This is a genomic window from Phytopseudomonas dryadis (assembly GCF_004327355.1).
GTDB classification, from domain to species: Bacteria; Pseudomonadota; Gammaproteobacteria; order Pseudomonadales; family Pseudomonadaceae; genus Aquipseudomonas; species Aquipseudomonas dryadis.
This window is the reverse complement of the sequence record NZ_QJUM01000018.1, coordinates 59,577-80,831: the sequence shown is the minus strand read 5'-3', so window position 1 is coordinate 80,831 and position 21,255 is coordinate 59,577. Positions and strand designations below refer to the sequence as shown.

The following is a 21,255-nucleotide window of genomic DNA, read 5'->3' as shown; positions in this document are numbered from 1 at the left end:
GGGTGTCGCCGCGCGCCGGCACCATCCGCACGCCCCGTTCGATTGCTCGACACCTTCGCCAGGCCCGCCCATAAAAAATGGCCAGGAGCCATTTTAACGTCGCTTGCGACGGTGGCCGCCAGGGATGGCAGGCCATAAAAAACGCCCCGAACCAGTCGGGGCGTCGCGTTCAGCGTCAGCCGGTCAAGCGGGTAGCAGCGGATGCTCGCTCTGCGCCAGATCGCCGAGCTCGCGATTGGCCACCGCATACATGGCGTAATCGCTGCCGGTGGCGGCGCGCAGCTCGGCCAGCATGCCCTTCCAGCGATCGACCAGGCGGCGATGCTGCTCCAGCCAGACCTGTACCCGCTCCTCGATCGCTTCCGGCCCATCGGCCAGTTGCAGCACGGAAACGGTGATCGCCCGTTGCTGGGCATCCAGGTCGTCGCGGAAGGCTTCGCGGGCCAGCGCCTGCCAGTTGCTGTCCACGCTCAGGCCGCTGATCTGATGCAGGTACCACGACAGATCCAGGGCATCGGCCACGGCGAAGTACGCCGCGGCCACCTCGGTCGGTTCGCGTCCGGTCAGATCCGCCGCCTCGATGATCGGCAACAGGGTGTACAGGTGGCTGGTGCCGGCCACCACGCGGGCCAGCAGCTCGGGCACGCCGGCTTCGACGTAGGCCTGGTAGCGCGCCATCCACTGATCGCGGGCCGGGCCCTCGAGCAGTTCGTCCAGACGCAGGGCCAGCGCCTTGACCCGTGGCCCCAGGTGGCCGACATCGCGGGCGGCATCGACATCGTTGCGCCGGCTGCGCAGGTACCAGCGGGTGGCGCGGCGGCCCAGGCGCATCAGTTCGTCCATCATGGTCAGTTGCAGCTCGGCGGGCACCTGATGATCCAGGGCCTCGATCTGCCGCCACCAGAACGGCAGGTGGAAGACATCGCGCACCACCACGTAGGCGCCGGCGACATGGGCCGAGCTGACCCCGGTGGATTCCTTCAGGCGCTGCACGAAGGTGATGCCCATGTGGTTGACCAGGTCGTTGGCGATCTGCGTGCTGACGATCTCGCGCTTGAGGCGGTGACGGCGCATGGCCTCGCCGTACTTCTTCGCCAGCAGCGGCGGGAAGGCGGTTTCCATCTCGCGGGCCAGGTAATCGTCGTCCGGCACCTCGGATTTGAGCAGCGATTCCTTGAGGTCGATCTTGCTGTAGGAGATCAGTACCGAGAGTTCCGGGCGGGTCAGCCCCTGGCCCTTGGTCGCGCGCTCGTTGAGTTCCTCGTCGGTGGGCAGGAACTCCAGCGCCCGATCCAGCTTGCCGGCCGCTTCCAGTGCCGCCATCAGGCGCTTGTACTCGCCCTGCCGCTCGCGGGCGCGGCGCTCGGCCAGGGACAATGCCTGGGTCTGCTTGTAGTTGTTGCCCAGCACCAGGCCGCCGACCGCCTCGGTCATCTCGGCGAGCAGCTTGTTGCGCTGCTTGCCGGTCATGTCGCCGGCGGTGACGATCTCGTTGAGCAGGATCTTGATGTTCACCTCGTGGTCGGAGCAGTCCACGCCACCGGCATTGTCGATGAAGTCGGTGTTGCTGGCGCCGCCATTAAGGCCGAACTCGACACGACCCAGTTGCGTCATGCCCAGGTTGCCGCCCTCGCCCACCACCTTGGCGCGCAGCTCGCGCCCATCGACGCGCAACAGGTCGTTGGCCTTGTCGCCGACGTCGGCGTGGCTCTCGCGGCTCGACTTGACGTAGGTACCGATGCCACCGTTCCAGATCAGGTCGACCGGCGCCTTGAGCAGCGCGTTGAGCAGTTCGGTGGGCGCCAGGCGATCGGCCTCGATGTCGAAGCGTGCCTTCATTTCCGGGCTGATGGCGATGCTCTTGGCACTGCGCAGGAACAGGCCGCCGCCCTTGGAGATCAAGGCGGTGTCGTAGTCGGCCCAGCTGGAGCGCGGCAGGTCGAACAGGCGCTTGCGCTCGACGAAGCTGCTGGCCGCATCCGGATTGGGATCGATGAAGATGTGCAGGTGGTTGAACGCCGCCACCAGTTGCAGGGATTCGGACAGCAGCAGGCCGTTGCCGAACACGTCGCCGGCCATGTCGCCGATGCCGATCACCGTGGTCGAGTCTTTCTGCACGTCCATGCCGCGCTCGCGGAAATGCCGCTGCACCGAGACCCAGGCGCCCTTGGCGGTGATGCCCATGCCCTTGTGGTCGTAGCCGGCCGAACCGCCGGAGGCGAAGGCATCGCCCAGCCAGAAGTCGTACTCGGCGGCGATGCCGTTGGCGATGTCGGAGAAGGTCGCGGTGCCCTTGTCGGCGGCTACCACCAGGTAGGGGTCGTCGTCATCGTGGCGCACCACGTTGGCCGGCGGCAGCACCGCGCCTTCCTTGAGGTTGTCGGTGATATCGAGCAGGCCGCTGATGAAGATGCGGTAGCAGGCGATCGCCTCGGCCTGGATCTCGTCGCGGCCACCGCCCACCGGCAGACGCCGGGGCACGAAGCCGCCCTTGGCGCCGACCGGCACGATCACCGCGTTCTTCACCTGCTGCGCCTTGACCAGGCCGAGCACTTCGGTGCGGAAATCCTCCTCGCGATCGGACCAGCGCAGGCCACCGCGGGCGACATTGCCGAAGCGCAGGTGCACGCCCTCGACCCGTGGCGAGTAGACGAAGATCTCGAACCTGGGCACCGGCCGCGGCAGCTCGGGAATGAGTTTGGGATCGAACTTGAAGCTGAAGTAGCTCTTCGCCTCGCCCGCGGCGTCGGCCTGGTAGAAGTTGGTGCGCTGGGTGGCCTTGATCAGGTCCAGGTAGCGCCGCAGGATGCGGTCTTCGTTGAGCACCGCGACGTTGTCCAGGGCGCCGAGGATGGCCTGTTCCAGCTTGTGCTGCTTGTCGTGCAGGTCGTCGGCATGGAGCTTGCGCGCCAGGTAGAAGCGGGTCTTGAACAGGCGCACCAGCTCGCGGGCGATATCGGTGTGGTTGAGCAGCGTGTTGGCGATGTAGCCCAGGTCGAAGCCCAGGCGGATCTGCTTGAGGTAACGGGCATAGGCGCGCAACAGGGCGACGTCGCGCCATGGCAGGCCGGCGTTGAGCACCAGGCGGTTGAAGGCATCGTTCTCGGCGTCGCCACGGACGATGTGCACGAAGGCATCCTGCAGCGTGTCGTTGAGCTGCTGGATATCCAGCTTCAGGCCTTCGGCGTAGGTGAAGGCGAAATCGTGAATCCAGAATTCGCGGCCGTTCTGGTGCTGCAGGCGGTACGGGAACTCGCCGAGCACGCGCAGCCCGAGGTTCTCCAGGATCGGCAACACGTCCGACAGCGCCAGTGGCGTATCGGCGTGGTACAGCTTGCAGTGCAGCTGGCGCTCGCCCGGCACCAGCGGCTGGTAGAAGCTCATGACCAGCGGGCGCTCATCGGACAGGCTGCGCAGGTGCTGCATGTCGACCACCGCCGAATGGGCGGCGAAGCGCTCGCGGTAGCCGGCCGGGAAATGCTTCGGGAAGTCGCTGAGCACGCGGGTGCCCTTGGCCTCGCCGAAGTTCTCCACCACCAGCGCGGCATAGTCGTCGGTCCAGGAACGGCAGGCCTGGATGACTTCGCGTTCGAGTTGCTGCGGGTCGATGTCCAGCTTGGTCCTGGGGTCGACACGCAGGATGAACTGCACACGGGCCAGGACCGATTCGGAGAAGTAGGTCCAGAACTCGCAGTCGCTGGCCTGCAGGCGGTCGACCAGCACCTGCTGGATGCGCAGGCGGGTTTCCGTGGAGTACACATCGCGCGGCACATAGGCCAGGGCATAGACGAATCGGCCGTAGGGGTCGAAACGCAGGAACAGGCGCACCTTGTTGCGCTCCTGGATCTGCACGATCGACAACGCGGTGTTGAACAGCTCCTCCACCGGCGTCTGGAACAGGTCGTCGCGCGGCAGCACCTCGAGCACCTTGACCAGTTCCTTGCTCAGGTGGCCCTGGGCGGTGAAGCCGGAGCGCCGCTCCACCTCGGCGACCTTGCGGCGGATATAGGGGATGTCGCGCACGCTCTCGCTGTAGGCGATGGAGGTGTAGATGCCGAGGAAGCGGCACTCCTTGACCACCTTGCCCTTGGCATCGATTTCGCGGATGGAGACGAAATCCGGGTAGGCCGGGCGGTGCACCCGGCTCGGTTGCGCGGCCTTGGCGAAGGACAGCAGCATCGGCTCGCGCAGGTAGTTGAGCGCATAGGACTCGATATGCAGGTCGTCCTTGCTCAGCCCGCTGCGCAGGCGCTTGGACAGCCCCAGCAGGGATGCCTCGTCGTATTCGATGTAACCGCCGTCGGCAGTCTCGTGCACGGTGAACTCCTCGTAACCGAGGAAGGTGAAGTGGTCATCCTGCAGCCAGGCGAGGAACACCTTGATTTCCTCGAGCTCGGCGGCATCGATCTTGTGTCCGCGGGCGGGCTTGCCCTTGCCCAGCCTGGTCAGCAGTTCCTGGGCCTTGGCCTTCATCGGCTGGAAGTCGGCGACGCTCAGGCGCACCTCTTCGAGCACCTCGAGCAGCGCCTTGTGCAGCGACTTGATCTCGGCATTGCTGGCGCAGCGGTCGATCTCCAGGAACATCAGCGATTCCTGATGGATGTCCTTGCCCTGGCTGCCCTTGGCCAGGACATCCCGCAGCGCGCCGTGCTTGTCGCGGCGCACGCTGATCACGCTGTTCTGCAGGGTATGAATGCTGTAACCGCGGCGCTTGAGCTCGATACGCACGGAATCGACCAGGAACGGGATGTCCGGGTGCAGCACCTCGATGGCGGTGTGGGTGCTCTGCCAGCCGTGCTTTTCATAATCGGGGTTGAAGACGCGAACCTGTGGCTGCGCGGGATCGAAGCTGGCCAGCAGGCGCCAGGAGGACAGGGTGGCGCCGATCAGGTCGGACAAGCGCCGCTGGGTCAGTTCGTCGAGGGCGATGATGCCGAAGAATTGCTCGGCGAACAGGGCCACGCGTGGCAGATCCTGCTCGCTGACGTGCTGCGCCAGGGCCGCTTGCAGTTGATGCTGGAAGTCGGCTTTGCTGGCCGCGGTGAAGAACGCCATGTTTATGCTCCGTTTTGGGCTGCTAGGGCCCTAGTTGCGATTCGTGTTCCATGTCCTAGTTCAACCTTCGCCCAGCGGATCGGGGTGACCCGGGCAGCCGCTGCACGCGCAGGTTCGAGCGATGACTCATGAGTCACAGGTGCCGCCAGAGCTTAACGACAGTCGATGACCGGACGCTTGCGACGCGGCGACATTTTCGTTCACCAGGGCCCTGTGAATGTAACAAGGCCCCACACAGCATGCTGTGTGGGGCCTTGATGGAGAGAACGGCAGCGCTATCCCGTCAAGCGGCGGTCATGGCCTGCGGCAGCACCAGCACGATCTCAGGAAAGAGGGTGATGATGATGGCCATGAACACCAGCAGCAGGAAAAACGGGAAACTGGCCTTGGCCACCGTCCACATGTCCTTGCCGGTGAGGTTCTGGATGACGAACAGGTTGAAACCCACCGGCGGCGTGATCTGCGCCATCTCCACGGTGAGGATGATGAAGATGCCGAACCACAGCAGATCGATACCCGCCGCCTGAACGGCCGGCAGAATCACCGCGGTGGCCAGCAGGATGATCGAGATACCGTCCAGGCAACTGCCGAGGATGACGAAGAACACCATCAGCGCCAGCAGCAACACGTAAGGCGACATCTGCTTGGCGATGATCCAGTCGGCCAGCGCCGTCGGTAGCCCGGTGAAACTCATCGCAGCGGTCAGGTAGGCTGCGCCCAGCAGGATGAAGAAGATCATGCACGAGGTGCTGACCGCGCCGAGCAGGCTCGACATGAAGGTATCCACCGTCAGCGAGCGCGAGTACAGGGCGATGAGCAACGCGCCTACCACGCCCAGCGCGGCGGCCTCGGTGGCGGTGGCGATACCGCTGTAGATCGAGCCGATCACCGAGACGATCAGCACCACCACCGGAATCAGCAGGCGCGCGCGGCGCAGCTTTTCCCGCAGCGGCAGCGCCGGCTCTTGCGCAGGCAACTGGTCGGCGTTGAGCTTCGACCAGATCATCAGGTAGCCGGAGAAGATCGCCAGCAACAGCAGACCGGGCAGGATGCCGGCGATGAACAAGCGCGAAACCGAAACCTGAGCACCCACGGCGTAGACGATCATCATGATCGACGGCGGGATCAGCAGGCCGAGGGTGCCGGCGCCGGCCAGCGAGCCCATGGAGATGCCTTGCGGGTAGCCGCGCGACTTGAGCTCGGGCAGGGAGATACGGCCAATGGTCGCCGCCGTGGCGGCGGACGAGCCGCTGACCGCGGCGAAGATGCCGCAGCCCAGTACGTTGACGTGCAGCAGGCGCCCCGGCAGCCCGCGAACCCAGGGCGAAAGCCCTTTGAACATGTCTTCCGAAAGCTTGGTGCGATAGAGAATCTCGCCCATCCAGATGAACAGCGGCAGCGCCGTCAGCGTCCAGCTGGCACTGGCCGTCCAGCTGCTGGAGGCGAGAATCGAGCCGGCAGGTGCGCCACCGAACAACTCCATGCCGATGATGCCGACCCCGAGCAGCGACAAGGCCACCCAGACACCGCCGCCGAGCAGCGCGAACAGCGCCACCAGCAGGGTGATTGCAATGATTGTGTATTCCACGGCGAACTCACTTTTATCAGGCGGCCTTGGCCACCGGGTCTATTCGTCAGGCGAGCTGCTTACTCGCTCATCACGCCAGGGGTTTCGTCTTCGAAACGGCGGCCCATGCACACCAGCACCAGGCGCTCGGTCATGGCGATCACCAGGATCGCGGTGCCCAGCACCATCGGCAGTTGCGGCAGCCACATCGGGATCGGCAGCAAGCCGGAGGACACTTCCTTGAATTGGTAGGACTCGAGCACGAATAGTGCGCAGTACCAGGCCAGGTAAGCGGCGATCACCAGCCCGACGATATTGCCGAGCACCTCGACGGCGAACAGGCAGCGGCGCGGCAGGATGCGAAACAGCAGCTCGACGCGAATGTGCGCGCCGCGCATCAACGCATAGGGCAACGCCAGGAAACCCGATGCGGCCATGCAATAGGCGGCGAATTCGTCGGTCGACGGAATCATGCTGCCGAACTGACGCGCCAGGATCTGCGCCACGATCAGCAGACAGATCAGCATCAGGAACACACCGGCAAGCATGCCGGACAGGGTATACAACTTACGTAGCCAACTCATGGCGCAAACGCCTCGCACGCGAAGGGAGCGATTGGCAAGGCGTCGCCACCTTGCGCGGTTCGGGGGATGAAAACGCCTGTGGGCTTTCACCACGATGGCAGCGAGCGTGAGCCACGCCCGCTGCCGCTTCATCACTTGCGATAGGCGTCGATGATCGCCTGGCCTTCATCGCCGGTGCGCTGCAGCCACTCGGCGGCCATGGTCGCCCCGATGCTTTCGAAGCCGCTTTCGACTTCCGCCGGCGCACTCTCGCTGACCTGCATGCCATGCTCGGCCAGGGTGGCGACCAGCTTGCCGGTTTCCGCCTCGGCCGCCGCCCAGCCCTGCTCCTCGGCACGTGCCGCCGCTGCCAGCACGGCCTGCTGCGAGGCTTCCGGCAGGCGGGCGAAGGCGCGGGCGTTGACGATCACGAAGTTCTTCGGAATGAATGCCTTGACGTCGTAGTAGTATTTGGAGAAATCCCAGGCCTGGGTGTCGACACCGGTGGTCGGCGAGGTGAGCATGCCGTTGATCATGCCGGTGCTGAAGGCCTGGGGCACTTCACCGGTGTTGATCACCGTGGGCACCGCGCCCATCAGCTCGGTCATGCGCGAGGTGGCCGGGTTGTAGGCGCGGAACTTCATGCCCTTGAAATCGGCCATGCTGCTGATCGGCGTCTTGGTGAAGATGCTCTGCGGCGACCAGGGCATGGCGTACAGCAGCTTGATGCCTTGCTTCTCCAGGCGAGCCTCGACGGCCGGCCTGCTGACTTCCCAGAGTTTCTGCGCATCGCTGTAGTTGCGCGCCAGGAACGGCACGCTGTCGATCTCGTAGATCGCATCCTCGTTACCCAGTACCGACATCAGTACATCGCCGATCTGAATCTGGCCAGTCTGCACCGCCCGCTTGACCTCGGGACGCTTGAACAGCGAGGAGTTGGCGTGTACGCGGATTTCCAGCTCGCCCGCGGTGGCGGTGGAAACCTCCTTGGCGAAATCCTTGGCGACTTTGGTAATGGAGTTGCCATCCGGCTGTTCGACCGACATGTTCCAACGCTCGGCCGCCTGGGCGGAAATGCTCATCGTGCCCATGATGCAGGCCAGAACCGTCAGGCCGAAGCGAAACGAAGTTGTCTTCATGTGTTTCTCCAGATCAGTAAGGGGTACGTGGCGAACGGATGGCGCGCCCCGGACACCGCCCCCACGGGCCGGCCCGGTGTTCAGCGTCAGAGACCCTCGAGATGCGCGGGACGTATCGGCAGCCGTTTTCGAGTCTCGTCAGATCGCCAGAGGCTGTCCAACTAGAAAAAACGGGGGTGCATGATCAGAAATCGTTATGGGATAAAACGAGGCGCAACAGAGCTCCTGCGCACTGTTAAAGGGCAAAAAATAAATAATCGACGCCTTTTCAAGGCGGATGGGCAGCAGGCTGCCGACAGCCATTCAGGCCGTCTTGCGTTCCAGGCCGGGGCTGACCAGGGTCACGCGCGCGTCGCCCATTTCCTCGCTGTACTGCGCCAGCACCTCCGGGGTCAGGGCGACGATGTCCTCGATCAGTTCCAGCCCCACGCCGCTGCGCCAGGTGGCGACGATATCCAGCGGTGGCGGCTGCGGCACGTCCGCGAGGATGCTCAGCACGCCAAGCTCCAGCTCCTTGCTGACCAGCGAGGCCGGCAAGGCACCGATACCGAAGCCATCACGGATCAGCCGGGTCATCGCCGCGACCGAGTTGACGCAGCTGATGCGTGGGGAAACCACGTTGCCGGCATGCAGCAGGTTGAGGATGTCCTGGTGCGGCCGCGAGTTCTTCGAAAAGGTGATGATGCGCTCGCGAGCGAGCTCGTCCATGGAGGTGAATGGCCGGTGATAGAGCGAGCCGGTGGGCACGATCCATTGCACCGGATAGCGCGCCAGCTCCAGGTTGCGCACGCTGTCGCCGCGCATCACATCGGTCTGGAAGATGATGTCCAGATAGCCTTTCTGCAGTTGCTCGCAGAGGTTGCGCGAGGTGTCGGCAGTCAGCTCGATCTCCACCGCCGGGTAACACTCCATGATCTTTGCTACGAACGAACTCAGCCAGGTGTGAATGACGGTATCCATCGCGCCCACGCGGATGCGCCCCTGGATGCTGCTGGCATCGTTGATCGACTGTTTCATGGCCTGCATGGTGTCGATCATCTGCTCGGCGTACTCGAGCACCTTCTGCCCCTCGGGGGTCAGCGACACACCTTTGGAATCACGCAGGAACAGGCGTGTACCCAACTCGTCTTCAAGCGCGGCGATGCGACTGGAAATGGACGCCTGGGTGCTGAACAGCTTCTCCGCGGTCAGGCGAAAACTCTTCAGGCGAGCGACCCATACGAAGGTCTCGAGAAATCTCAGGTTCATGGCGACTAGCCCCGGCGATGAAAGTAATGCGGGCGATAAGAAGCCTGCAACGGCGGCAGTGGAAGCAGTTTGCATGCCAGCCACCCCGCCATCGCCCCGTTTTAGCGCATCGACTTTTCTTATGGGCCGCCACCGGTTTTTCTCGTTGGACGCTCTCGGCCGCGGCTACCAAGAATGCAGCGCCGTACCGTCCCCCTAACAAGAACGATAAATCGCGCACTGCCAAGCAGACGGAACATACCGCTGCGCGCTCAACCATCAGGAGAGACTCCGCATGACACCGTCCACCCGCATGGCCGCCCTGCTGCTCGCCAGCAGCGTACCCGGCCTGGCCAACGCCGACTTCATCGGCGACAGCAAGGGCAGCCTGGAGCTGCGCAATTTCTACTTCAACCGGGACTTCCGCCAGGAAGGCGCCCGTGAAAAGGCCGAGGAATGGGCCCAGGGCTTCCTGCTGCGTGCCGAGTCCGGTTATACCGAGGGCACCGTTGGCGTAGGCATCGATGCCCTGGGCATGCTCGGCCTGAAACTCGACTCCGGCGACGGCACCGCAGGCAGCGGTCTGCTGCCGGCCGATGGCTCCGGCGGCTCGCAGGACGAGTACTCCAAGCTGGCACTCACCGCCAAGGCGAAGATTTCCAACAGCACCCTCAAGGTCGGCGCCCTGCACTTCCGCAGCCCGATCGTATCGGCCAACGACTCGCGCCTGCTGCCGCAAACCTTCCAGGGCGCGCTGCTGAACGTGCAGGAAATCGACAGGCTGACCCTGCAAGGCGGCAAGATCAACCGCATCAAGGCCAACAGCTCCACCGACTACACCGAGATGACCGCCAACCGCATCGGTGGCAGCAGCGACTCGTTCGTGTTCGGCGGCGGTGATTACAAGATCACCCCCGAACTGACCGCCGGCCTGCACTACGGCACCCTCGAAGACGTCTACCAGCAGTACTACGGCACCCTGGTGCACCTGCTGCCGCTGGGCGAAGGCCAGTCGCTGAAAACCGACCTGCGCTACTCGCAGAGCCGTGAAGACGGCAACTTCCGCGACATCGACAACAAGGCCTTCGGCGCCATGCTCACCTACACCCTGGGCGGCCACGCCATCGGTGCCGGCTACCAGCGCATGAGCGGCGACGATCCGTTTCCCTATATCGCCAGCAGCGACCCGTTCCTGGTCAACTTCGTGCAGATCGGCGATTTCGCCAACGCCGAAGAGCGTTCCTGGCAGGCACGCTACGACTACAACTTCGCCGCCATCGGCATTCCCGGCCTGACCTTCATGACTCGCTACATCTCCGGCGACAACGTCGCCGTAGCCGGTGGCAACGATGGCAAGGAGTGGGAACGCAACATGGATATCGCCTACACCATCCAGTCCGGTGCGCTGAAGAACCTCAACCTGAAATGGCGCAACGCCACGGTTCGTTCCAACTTCGGCAACGACCTGGACGAAAACCGTCTGATCCTGAGCTACAGCATGCCTCTGTGGTGAGGGGGCGGGGTTTCATCACGCGTGTGCCGAAACCTTCCCCAGCGTCCACCCGATACAATGAAGCCGGACTCCGCCCCACCGGGACCCGGAGCCTGTCGCACCAGGTCGAGGCGCTGACCAGCAGCGCCATCGACTTTTCCTATCCCCGGCGGCCGCTTTAATTAGTTGGACGCCTTGCCCGTGGCACTGAAAAATGCCAGTCAGGATCATCAGACGTATCCGCATGTGAACGTAGAACGCACAGAGGACAACCCCTTGAACAGCCTGCTCCTGAATTGCGATATCGGTGAAAGCTTCGGTGCCTGGAAAATGGGCCTGGATGCCGAGGTCATGCCCTTCATCGACTGCGCCAATATCGCCTGCGGCTTCCACGCCTCGGACCCCAGCACCATGGCCAGGACCGTGGCCCTGGCCGTGGCCCACGACGTGCGGATCGGCGCCCATCCGGCCTACCCGGATCTGGTCGGTTTCGGCCGCCGTTCCATGGCCTGCTCGCCCAAGGAGGTCGAAGACCTGCTGCTCTATCAGGTCGGCGCCCTGGAGGGTATCTGCCGCAGCCAGGGTGCCCGGGTCAGCTACGTCAAACCCCACGGTGCCCTGTACCAGGACATGATGCGCAAACCGGAGATCCTGCGGGCGGTGATGCGTGCCGTGGCGGCCTATGACAGCAGCCTGCCGGTGATGCTCATGAGCACCCGCGACAACAGCCAGGCCCAGGCCATCGGCGACGAATTCGGCATCAGCCTGTGGTTCGAGGCCTTCGCCGACCGCGCCTATGACCCCGCCGGCTTCCTGGTTTCGCGTGCCCTGCCCGGCGCCGTGCACCATGACGCCGAGACCATCGTCGAGCAGGCCACCACCCTGGCCCGGGGCGATGCGCTGCTGGCCAGCGATGGCAGCGCGCTGCACCTGCATGCCCATACCCTGTGCGTGCACGGCGACAACGCCGGCTCGGTCGCCGCGGTACGCCGCATCCGTGAAGCCTTCGACACCCTGGCCCAGGCATGAGCGTGAACGCACCCACGCCGAAGATCGAGATCGCCGGGATCGACGCCCTGATCCTGCGTCTGTTCGAACAGATCGATGAACGCAACATGCCCTGGCTGCTGGCCGCCAGCGAGCGCCTGCGCCAGTGCTTCGGCGACGCGCTGATCGACCTGGTGCCCTCCTACACCACCCTGCTGCTGCAGTACGACCTCGAAGCCCTCGATCCGATGCAGGCCAAAGCGCTGATCGTCGAGGCTTTCAGTGACCTGCAGCCAGCCACTACCGGCGCCGGGCGCTGCCACACCCTGGCCACCTGGTACGACGCCAGCGTGGGCCCGGAACTGCCCTTGCTGGCCAAACGCAGCGGGCTCAGCGAGGCCGAAGTGATCCAGCGTCACACGGCGCGCGAGTACCAGGTGTTCGCCCTCGGCTTCGCGCCGGGTTTCGCCTTCATGGGTCTGGTGGAGGATGCCCTGGCCACACCGCGGCTGAGTACCCCGCGCAAGCGCATCGCGCCGGGCAGCGTCGGCATCGCCGATCGCCAGACCGCGGTCTACCCAGTGGTCTCGCCCGGTGGCTGGAACCTGCTGGGGCGCACCCCGGCGAAACTGTTCGACCGCGACATCGAAGGCTACAGCCTGATGCAGCCCGGTGACCGCGTGCGTTTCGTCGCCATCGAACAGGCCGAATTCATTCGTCTCGGCGGCGACGACACCCCACTGGAGCCCGCGCCATGAGTCATCAGCACGATTGCGCCGGCCTGCGTGTGCTGCGCAGCACGCCGTTCGCCCTGCTGCAGGACGCCGGCCGCTTCGGCGTGCGCCACCTCGGCGTGACCCAGGGCGGCGCCCTGGACTGGATCTCGCTGCGCTGGGCCAACTGGCTGCTGGGCAACGACCTCGATGCGGCGGTGGTGGAAATCACCCTGGGCAACCTCAGCCTGCACTGCGAGCAGGATGGCGACCTGGCCCTGGCCGGCGCCGACCTGGGCGCCACCCTCGACGGCCAGCCCCTGGCGCCCTGGCGCAGCTTCAGGGTGAGCAAGGGCCAGCGCCTGGATTTCGCCCAGCCGCTGAACGGCGCACGGGCCTACCTTGCAGCGCCTGGCGGCTTTCTCGCCGAGCCGGTGCTCGGCAGCCGCGCCACGGTGGCGCGCGAGGCGCTCGGCGGGCTGCACGGCGATGGCCGGCCCCTGGCGCCGGATGACTGCCTCGACTGGCAGGGCCAGGCCTGCGCGCCACGGCGGATTCCTCCGGCGCGGATACCGCGCTTCACGCCCTCGCCGCGCCTGGAACTGATCCTCGGCGCGCAGATCGGCGACTTCACCGGGCAGAGCCTGTTCGATGCCTTCAACAGCAACTGGACCGTCGATACCCGTGCCGACCGCATGGGCGTGCGCCTGAACGGCCCGCAGCTACAGTGCCAGCGCTCGGCGATGGTCTCCGAAGGCATCCCCCTCGGCGCCGTGCAGGTGCCCGCCGACGGCCAGCCGATCATCCTGCTCAACGACCGCCAGACCATCGGCGGCTACCCGCGCCTCGGCGCCCTCACCCCACAGGCCGTGGCACGCCTGGCCCAGTGCCTGCCCGGCGAGCGGGTCCGGCTCGCGCCACGGCAGCAGGAAAGCGCCCAGCGCAGCCAGCGCGCGCTGCTGGCGCAGTGGGCGTAGAGGCAGCAGAGGCAGCGGCAAGCTTCAAGCGGCAAGCCACAAGCAGGAGCAAGGCTTGAAGCTTGAAGCAGGGCAATCGCACGAAGAGACAGGTTCCCATTTCTGGCTCAATGCCGGCGCTGGGCGCCACTTTTCCCGCTGATACCTGGACGGTACAGGCGACGCCCATTTCCCCTTCAGGAGGCCGAGTGAAATCGCCGTGCAGGGGGATGAGCCGCATGGAAGCGGCGAAAGGCGTAGTGGGCCATGGATGGCCCATGTACGCCGGCCCCCGGAGCGACGATGCAACGAGGGAAGTCGAGCGCAGCGAGACCCGGATGCAGGGGTGCCCTTCTTTTTGCTTACTTTTTCTTGGGCAAGCAAGAAAAAGTAAGGCGCCGTAAGGGCGCAACCGATAGACGCCGTACAGGCAAAGCGGCGGATGCATGCACACGCTGTGCACCCACTCGTGCTAGGTCAATGCGCAGGCGTCATCTCGTGCAATTGCCCTGAAGCTCGCAGCTTGCCGCTATTCCCCCTCCCCTCGCTTCGATTAAGATGGGCGATCCTGACGAGCGGGAGTCGTCGCTCGCGATTTCCACCCTGGAACACACCTATGCAACACAGAGAAGCGCTGCTCGCCCTCAGACAATTTCTCGCCAGCCAGATCCTCGGTCAGGAAAAACTCATCGATCGCCTGCTGATCGCCCTGCTGGCCGACGGCCACATGCTGGTCGAAGGCGCCCCCGGCCTGGCCAAGACCAAGGCGATCAAGGAACTGGCCGAGGGCATCGAGGGCGAATTCCACCGTATCCAGTTCACTCCGGATCTGCTGCCGGCGGATATCACCGGCACGGAAATCTATCGCCCGGAAACCGGCAGCTTCGTGTTCCAGCAGGGGCCGATCTTCCACAACCTGGTGCTCGCCGACGAGATCAACCGCGCGCCGGCCAAGGTGCAGTCGGCGTTGCTCGAAGCCATGGCCGAGCGCCAGGTGTCGGTGGGCCGCAGCACCTACGACCTGTCGCCGCTGTTCCTGGTCATGGCCACGCAGAACCCCATCGAGCAGGAAGGCACCTACCCCCTGCCGGAAGCCCAGCTCGACCGCTTCCTGATGCACGTCAAGATCGGCTTCCCCGACGCCAGCGTGGAACGCAAGATCCTCGCCCAGGCCCGCGGCGACGCGCTCAATGGCGAAGCCAAGCCGGAGCATCGGGTCAGCCAGCAGGCGATCTTCGCCGCGCGCAAGGAAATCCTCGGCCTGTACATGGCCGACGCGGTGGAGGAATACCTGGTGCAACTGGTGATGGCCTCGCGCACACCCGGCAAGTTCGACGCCGAACTGGCCGAATGGATCGCCTATGGCTCCAGCCCGCGCGGCTCCATCGCCCTGGATCGCTGCGCACGGGCTCACGCCTGGCTCGCCGGCCGCGAGTTCGTCAGCCCGGAGGATATCCAGGCGGTGCTGTTCGACGTGTTGCGCCACCGCATCATCCTGTCGTTCGAGGCCGAAGCCTCGGGTATCGACCAGGACCGGGTGATCCAGCGCATCCTCGATGTGGTCGCGGTGGCCTGAATGCAGCGGCACGCCACAAGCCACAAACCACAAGAGCTAGCCCGGCTGCCATCCGGGCGTCTCCCCATGCCGCTCCCGGATTGCATCCGGGCCATGCGCTGAGCCCATGCACGCCCTGCCCGCGCAACCCGGCATCCGCGTCGATCTCGCCGAGCTGATCGACATGCGCCACCGCGTGCGCGAGGTGCAGCTGTTCTCCACGCCGGCGCAGCGCAGCCCGCTGATCGGTCTGCACCACTCCAAGCTGCGCGGGCGGGGCGTGGACTTCGACCAGGTGCGGGTCTACCAGGCCGGCGACGACGTGCGCACCATCGACTGGCGCGTCACCGCGCGCACCCAGGAACCGCACACCAAGCTGTTCCATGAGGAGCGCGAGCGGCCGATCTACATCCTCGCCGAACAGAGCCGGCAACTGTTCTTCGGCTCCGCCCTGATGTTCAAGTCGGTGCTCGCCGCCCGGGCCGCCAGCCTGATCGGCTGGGCCGCGCTGGGCCACAACGATCGTATCGGCGGCCTGGTGTTCGGCAGCCAGGATCATCACGAGATCAAGCCCAGGCGCAGCAAGCAGAGCCTGCTGCAATTGCTCAACCGCCTGGCCCGCGCCAACCAGTCGCTGGCGACCGACACCCCGGCCCAGCGCGACGGCTTCGGCCTGGCCCTGCGCCGCGCCCGCGAAGTGTTGCGCCCCGGCAGCCTGGTGGTGGTGCTGTGCGACGAGCGCACCCTGGGCGACAGCAGCGAGCAGCAACTGATCCTGCTGGCCCGGCATACCGACCTGCTGTTGCTGCCGCTCTCCGACCCCCTCGATCACGCCCTGCCCGAGGCCGGGCTGCTGCGTTTCGCCGAAGGCGACGGACAACTGGAACTGGACACCCAGGACAGCGACCTGCGCCAGCGCTACAGCGTTCAGGGCCAGGCCCGCACGGCGCGCTGGCAGCGCCTGGCGCAGAAGCTCGGCGTGCCGCTGCTGCCGCTGACCACCGGCCGTGACCTGGTCGACCAGTTGCGCGACCACCTCAACGCCCGGCAGCCGGGTAAACCCGCATGAATCCCCTCGACGCTCTCGAACCGCTGATCGCCCCGGCCGCCATCGGCTGGTGGCCGCCGGCGCCCGGCTGGTGGTTGCTCGCCCTGCTCCTGCCACTGCTCGCCTGGGGCCTGCTGCGCCTGCTCAAGCGGCTACCGAGGCCAGCCCGGAAAAAGGCCGCCGAACAGCCGCTCGATCCCCTGCGCGAAGCCGCCCTGGTCGAACTGCAGCACCTGCCCAAGCCCTATGCCGGCGCCCATGCCGGCCCCTGGCTGCAGCAGCTCAACGGCCTGCTCAAACGCCTGTGCCGCGAGCGCTACCCGGACAGCAACAGCCACACCCTGAGCAGCCGCGCCTGGCTGGCCTTTCTCGACAACCGCTGTCCGGCCGCCGGGCTGACCCGCTGGATGATCCTGGTCGAAGGCGCCTATCGCCCGCACTGCGTGCTCGACGACAAGGCCATCGCCGGCCTCGACCAGGCCGTCGCCACCTGGATCCGCAAACATGTTTGAGTTCGCCTGGCCGTGGATCTTCCTGCTCGCGCCACTGCCCTGGCTGCTGCGTCTGGCCTTGCCCGTCGCCGACAGTGGCGAGGCGGCGCTGCAGGTCGCTTTTCTCGCCGAACTGGAGAGCCTCAGCGGACGCCGCGCGCGCCTGCAGTTGCCGCCGTGGAAAAAGCAGCTGCATTTCACCCTGCTGTGGCTGTTGCTGCTCACCGCCAGCGCCCGTCCTGAATGGGTCGGCGAGCCCCTGCCGTTGCCGGCCAGCGGGCGCGACCTGCTGGTGGCGGTGGACGTCTCGGGCTCCATGGATTACGCCGACATGCGTTGGGACGACGAAGCGGTCAGCCGCCTGACCCTGGTCAAGCACCTGCTCGGCGATTTCATCATCGGCCGCAGCGGCGACCGGGTCGGCCTGATCCTGTTCGGCAGCCAGGCCTACCTGCAGGCGCCACTGACCTTCGACCGTCAGGCCGTGCGCACCTGGCTCGACGAGGCGGTGATCGGCATCGCCGGCAACAACACCGCCATCGGCGACGCCATCGGCCTGGCGGTCAAACGCCTGCGCCTGCGTCCGGCGAACAGCCGCGTGCTGGTGCTGATCACCGACGGCGCCAACAATGGCGGCGAGATCGAGCCGATGACCGCGGCCCGCCTGGCCGCCGAGCAAGGCGTGAAGATCTACCCCATCGGCATCGGCGCCGATCCGCAGCAGGCTGGCGCCTTCGGCATGTTCGGCTTCAACCCCGGGCTGGACCTGGATGAGCCGACCCTGCGCGGCATCGCCGAGCTGACCGGCGGCGAATATTTCCGCGCCCGCGACCGCGACGAGCTGCAGGCCATCGAAGCCACCCTCGACCGCCTCGAACCGGTCGCCCAGCAACCGACCCTGGCGCGCCCCGCCCTGGCGCTCTATCCCTGGCCGCTGGGCGCCGCCGTGCTGCTCAGCCTGATCCTGGCGCTGCGCAGCCTCTGGCCGCAACTGCGCCAGCAGGCCCGGCGGGCGCTGCAACGGCTGGGGCGCAAGCCATCATGATCGAAGCGATGCTGTCCGCCCTCTGGCCACACTGGCTGCGCCCCGCCTGGCTGCTCCTGCTGCCCCTGATGGCCTGGCTGCTGTGGCAGCTGGCGCACCGGGAAAAACGCAGCGGCCGCTGGCAGACGCTGCTGCCCCCGGCCTTTCATGCCGTGCTCCTGCGCGGTGGCCAGGGCCGCGGCAGCCGGCTGCCCTGGATCGCCCTCGGCCTGGCCTGGCTGCTGGCCGTGCTGGCCCTGCTCGGCCCCAGCTGGCAGCGCGTGGAACAGAACGACCTGAAACCCGCCGACCCGCTGGTGGTGATGCTCGAGCTGACACCGCAGATGCTCGCCAGCGATGCCTCGCCGAACCGCCTGAGCCAGGCACGGCGTAAACTGCTCGACCTGCTGCAGGCGCGTGGCGACGCACAGACCGCCATCGTCGTCTACGCCGGCAGCGCCCATGCCGTGGTGCCGCTGTCGGACGACCTGGCCACCAGCCGCAACCTGCTCGAAGCGCTGAAGCCGTCGATCATGCCCGAAGCCGGCCAGCGCGCCGATCTGGCCGTGGCCAAGGCCCTCGAACTGCTCGCCGGCGGCGCCCAGGGCCAGGGGCGCCTGCTGCTGATCGCCAGCAGCCTGGATCAGCAGGAACGCCAGGGTATTCGCCAGGCCCTCGGCAGCCGTGGCGCACGCCTGCACATCCTCGGTGTGGGCAGCAACGAAGGCGCGCCCATCGTCCAGGAAGACGGCACCTTCATGAAGGACGAGCAGGGCGCGATCCTCATACCGCGCCTGGACAGCGCCACCCTGAGCCGTTTCGCCAGCGACCTCGGCGGCCGCTACCAGCCGGTCAGCATCGACGAACGGGATCTGCGCAACCTGGGCCTGCTCGACGGGCCATCGCAGATGCGCGACAACGGCCAGAAGACCCAACTGCGAACCTGGGCCGACCAGGGCCACTGGCTGCTCCTGCCACTGCTCCTGCTGGCGGCCTGCGCCGGTCGTCGCGGCTGGCTGCTGGGCCTGCCGCTGCTGCTCCTGAGCGCGCCGCAAGCGGGCTACGCCTTCAGCTTCGACGACCTCTGGCTACGCCCCGACCAGCAGGGCCAGCGCCTGCTCGAAGCACAACGCCCGAAAGAAGCCGCCGAACGTTTCAAGGACCCGCAATGGCGTGGCCTGGCCCTGTACCAGGCCGGCGATTATGCCGCCGCCGCCGAGCAGTTCGCCGCGGACGACAGTGCGCCATCGTTGTACAACCGGGGCAACGCCCTGGCCCACAGCAACGAACTTGAAGCAGCGCTGGACGCCTACAATCGCGCCCTGGAACTGCAGCCGGACCTGCTGCCGGCGCAGCACAACAAGGCCCTGGTCGAAGCGCTGCTGCGTCAGCGCGAGCAGCAACAGAGCAGCCAACAGAACCAGGACGGCCAGCCCGCTGCGGAGGACAATCCGCCCGGCCAGCCGCAACAGCCGTCCAGCCCGGGCGAAGGCAGCGAGTCGACCCAGCCGGGGGCGAACCAGAGCGACCCCAGCGCTGCCGAGGCCCCGCAGACGGCCGCCCCGGCAACCAGCGGGCAGCCCGCCGACAGCGCACCGGCCACCCCGTCCGGCAGCGGCGACGCGCAGGACGGCGATACGCCGCTGGACGATGAACGGCGCCAGGCCCTGGAACAGTGGCTGCGACAGATCCCCGACGACCCGGGCGAACTGCTGCGGCGAAAATTCTGGTATGAACAGCAACAGCGTCAGGAACAGTCACGATGAACCGCCTGCTCTGCACCCTGCTTCTCTGCCTGCTGGCGTTTCAGGCCGGCGCGCAGAACCTCCTCGCCAGCGTCGACCGTACGCGCCTCAACCTCGGCGAAACGGTCGACCTGACCCTGGAGTCGGATGACGTCACCCTGTTCGGCAAGCCCGACCTGAACCCGCTCAACGAGCTGTTCGACGTGCTCGGCACGCGCCAGGTCAACCGTCTCACCAGCCTCAGCGGTGCCGCCCGGGCCACCACGCGCTGGATCGTCACCCTGCAGCCACGCCACAGCGGCTACGTGGTGATACCGCCCTTGCAGCTCGGCGACCTGCAGAGCCAGCCGATCAGCCTGCACGTACTCGAATCCGGCAGCCACACGGCCGAGGAACAGATGGCGCCGGTGTTCATCGACGCCAGTCTGGATCACGAAAGCGTCTACGTGCAGGCGCAAAGCGTACTCACCCTGCGTATCTACCATTCCGTATCGCTCTACGACGACAGCAGCCTGACGCCGCTGGAGATCGCCGACGCCCGGGTCGAATCCCTCGGCGAGCCACGCACCTTCGAGCAGGACATCGGCGGCGTACGCCATGGCGTGATCGAGCTGCGCTACGCCATCTTCGCGCAGAAAAGCGGGCAGTTGATCATCCCGGGCCAGGTCTTCAGCGCCACCCTGGTCGACCGCTCCAACCGCAACGACTACCTGCCGTTCGGCCCACGCCCGGGCAAGGTGACCCGGGTCAAATCGCCGGAAATCCCGCTGACGGTCAAGGCCAAGCCCGCCGACTACCCGGCCGATGCGCCCTGGCTGCCGGCACGGGCCCTGAGCCTGGCCGAAGCCTGGAACCCGGAGCCGACCCAGGCCAAGGTCGGCGACTCCCTGACCCGCAGCCTGATGCTCAAGGCCGATGGCCTGTCCAGCGCCCAGTTGCCGCCCCTGCCGACGACCGACGTGGACGGCCTGCGCCGCTACCCGGATCAGCCGCAACTGAGCAACCAGGCCAACGAGCGCGGGCTGATCGGCAGCCGTGAGGAACGCGAAGCCCTGGTGCCCGGCCGCGACGGGCGTCTCGAGCTGCCCAAGGTCGAGGTGGTGTGGTGGAACACCCATGAAGACCGCCTGGAACGCACCAGCCTGCCGGGCCGCAGTATCGACGTGGCGGCCGACCCCAGCCTGGACGCCGTGGTGCCGGTCGAAGCGACGCGCGGCGACAGCGACGCCCGCAGTGACGCCCGCCTCTGGCCCTGGCAGTTGAGCAGTGCCCTGCTCGCCCTCACCACCCTGCTCGGCTTCGGCCTCTGGTGGCATGCCCGGCGCCAGCCGGCCATCCAGCGCGTGGCCCAGAGCGGACCCAGCCCGCGAACCCTGCTCGACGACCTCAAGCGCGCCTGCCTGGCCAACGACACCCAGGCGACCCGCCAGGCCCTCGACGCCTGGGCCCGCCAGCAACCGGAAACCCTGGCCGACATGGCGGCGCGCTTCGCGCCCCTGTCGGAAGCCCTGGACGGCCTCAACGGCGCGCTCTACAGCGAAAGCGGGCTGCACTGGCAAGGCGCCCAGCTGTGGCAGGCCATCGGCGACCTGCCCGCCGCCGAAGCGGTGCAGGACAACAGCCAGGACAGCGGTTCACTGCCGCCCTTGTATCCACGTTAATGGCCTACAGCAGCTATAAGCTGGAAGCTGGA

15 protein-coding genes are annotated in these 21,255 nt (G+C 66.3%); 10 read left to right on the top strand and 5 right to left on the bottom strand.

The window, feature by feature from the left end; translation table 11 throughout:
• Nucleotides 1-183: 183 nt before the first annotated feature.
• From DNK34_RS15945 to DNK34_RS15925, 5 genes are all read right to left on the bottom strand, one after another.
• Nucleotides 184-5,055, bottom strand: coding sequence for an NAD-glutamate dehydrogenase (locus DNK34_RS15945; RefSeq protein WP_131176338.1), 4,872 nt, complete (start codon nt 5,053-5,055; stop codon nt 184-186).
• A 283-nt stretch (nt 5,056-5,338) separates the two neighbouring features.
• Entirely contained in the window at nt 5,339-6,643 is a 1,305-nt protein-coding gene (locus tag DNK34_RS15940) for a TRAP transporter large permease (protein WP_131176337.1), read from the bottom strand.
• Between the two features lie 59 nt (nt 6,644-6,702).
• Nucleotides 6,703-7,206, bottom strand: coding sequence for a TRAP transporter small permease (locus tag DNK34_RS15935; protein ID WP_131176336.1), 504 nt, complete (start codon nt 7,204-7,206; stop codon nt 6,703-6,705).
• 131 nt (nt 7,207-7,337) lie between these two features.
• Nucleotides 7,338-8,324 (bottom strand): TRAP transporter substrate-binding protein, encoded by a 987-nt coding sequence (locus DNK34_RS15930; protein WP_131176335.1) that lies wholly within the window; start codon nt 8,322-8,324, stop codon nt 7,338-7,340.
• Between the two features lie 303 nt (nt 8,325-8,627).
• Nucleotides 8,628-9,572 (bottom strand): LysR family transcriptional regulator, encoded by a 945-nt coding sequence (locus DNK34_RS15925; protein ID WP_131176334.1) that lies wholly within the window; start codon nt 9,570-9,572, stop codon nt 8,628-8,630.
• 274 nt (nt 9,573-9,846) lie between these two features.
• Between DNK34_RS15925 and DNK34_RS15920 the strand changes: the two genes are divergently transcribed.
• From DNK34_RS15920 to DNK34_RS15870, 10 genes are all read left to right on the top strand, one after another.
• On the top strand, nt 9,847-11,064 hold the full coding sequence (locus DNK34_RS15920) for an OprD family porin (RefSeq protein WP_131176333.1): 1,218 nt from the start codon (nt 9,847-9,849) through the stop codon (nt 11,062-11,064).
• Nucleotides 11,065-11,319: 255 nt separating this feature from the next.
• On the top strand, nt 11,320-12,072 hold the full coding sequence (locus DNK34_RS15915; protein WP_131176332.1) for a 5-oxoprolinase subunit PxpA: 753 nt from the start codon (nt 11,320-11,322) through the stop codon (nt 12,070-12,072).
• A complete protein-coding gene (locus tag DNK34_RS15910; RefSeq protein WP_131176331.1) occupies nt 12,069-12,788 on the top strand; it encodes a 5-oxoprolinase subunit B family protein in 720 nt (239 codons plus the stop codon). The genes DNK34_RS15915 and DNK34_RS15910 overlap by 4 nt, the downstream gene beginning before the upstream one ends.
• Nucleotides 12,785-13,720: a 5-oxoprolinase subunit C family protein gene (locus DNK34_RS15905; protein ID WP_131176330.1), complete on the top strand. Its 936-nt coding sequence runs from the start codon at nt 12,785-12,787 to the stop codon at nt 13,718-13,720. Before DNK34_RS15910 ends, DNK34_RS15905 begins: the two co-directional genes overlap by 4 nt.
• 595 nt (nt 13,721-14,315) lie before the next feature.
• Nucleotides 14,316-15,275, top strand: coding sequence for an AAA family ATPase (locus tag DNK34_RS15895; RefSeq protein WP_131176328.1), 960 nt, complete (start codon nt 14,316-14,318; stop codon nt 15,273-15,275).
• Between the two features lie 106 nt (nt 15,276-15,381).
• A complete protein-coding gene (locus DNK34_RS15890; protein ID WP_131176327.1) occupies nt 15,382-16,323 on the top strand; it encodes a DUF58 domain-containing protein in 942 nt (313 codons plus the stop codon).
• A complete protein-coding gene (locus DNK34_RS15885) occupies nt 16,320-16,814 on the top strand; it encodes a DUF4381 domain-containing protein (protein ID WP_131176326.1) in 495 nt (164 codons plus the stop codon). Before DNK34_RS15890 ends, DNK34_RS15885 begins: the two co-directional genes overlap by 4 nt.
• The gene (locus DNK34_RS15880) at nt 16,807-17,838 is read left to right on the top strand and encodes a vWA domain-containing protein (protein ID WP_131176325.1); all 1,032 of its coding nucleotides are present in this window, start codon (nt 16,807-16,809) and stop codon (nt 17,836-17,838) included. The genes DNK34_RS15885 and DNK34_RS15880 overlap by 8 nt, the downstream gene beginning before the upstream one ends.
• An 11-nt stretch (nt 17,839-17,849) precedes the next feature.
• Nucleotides 17,850-19,583, top strand: a complete 1,734-nt coding sequence (locus tag DNK34_RS15875; protein WP_131176365.1) for a VWA domain-containing protein — start codon at nt 17,850-17,852, stop codon at nt 19,581-19,583.
• Nucleotides 19,580-21,223, top strand: a complete 1,644-nt coding sequence (locus DNK34_RS15870) for a BatD family protein (protein ID WP_131176324.1) — start codon at nt 19,580-19,582, stop codon at nt 21,221-21,223. Before DNK34_RS15875 ends, DNK34_RS15870 begins: the two co-directional genes overlap by 4 nt.
• Nucleotides 21,224-21,255 lie beyond the last annotated feature (32 nt).

Coding starts and splice junctions, on each gene's coding strand:
- DNK34_RS15885 (WP_131176326.1), top strand. CDS start 16,320: ATGAATCCCCTCGACGCTCTCGAACCGCTGATCGCCCCGGCCGCCATC.
- DNK34_RS15945 (WP_131176338.1), bottom strand. CDS start 5,055: ATGGCGTTCTTCACCGCGGCCAGCAAAGCCGACTTCCAGCATCAACTG.
- DNK34_RS15880 (WP_131176325.1), top strand. CDS start 16,807: ATGTTTGAGTTCGCCTGGCCGTGGATCTTCCTGCTCGCGCCACTGCCC.
- DNK34_RS15870 (WP_131176324.1), top strand. CDS start 19,580: ATGAACCGCCTGCTCTGCACCCTGCTTCTCTGCCTGCTGGCGTTTCAG.
- DNK34_RS15905 (WP_131176330.1), top strand. CDS start 12,785: ATGAGTCATCAGCACGATTGCGCCGGCCTGCGTGTGCTGCGCAGCACG.
- DNK34_RS15930 (WP_131176335.1), bottom strand. CDS start 8,324: ATGAAGACAACTTCGTTTCGCTTCGGCCTGACGGTTCTGGCCTGCATC.
- DNK34_RS15910 (WP_131176331.1), top strand. CDS start 12,069: ATGAGCGTGAACGCACCCACGCCGAAGATCGAGATCGCCGGGATCGAC.
- DNK34_RS15920 (WP_131176333.1), top strand. CDS start 9,847: ATGACACCGTCCACCCGCATGGCCGCCCTGCTGCTCGCCAGCAGCGTA.
- DNK34_RS15935 (WP_131176336.1), bottom strand. CDS start 7,206: ATGAGTTGGCTACGTAAGTTGTATACCCTGTCCGGCATGCTTGCCGGT.
- DNK34_RS15895 (WP_131176328.1), top strand. CDS start 14,316: ATGCAACACAGAGAAGCGCTGCTCGCCCTCAGACAATTTCTCGCCAGC.
- DNK34_RS15890 (WP_131176327.1), top strand. CDS start 15,382: ATGCACGCCCTGCCCGCGCAACCCGGCATCCGCGTCGATCTCGCCGAG.
- DNK34_RS15925 (WP_131176334.1), bottom strand. CDS start 9,572: ATGAACCTGAGATTTCTCGAGACCTTCGTATGGGTCGCTCGCCTGAAG.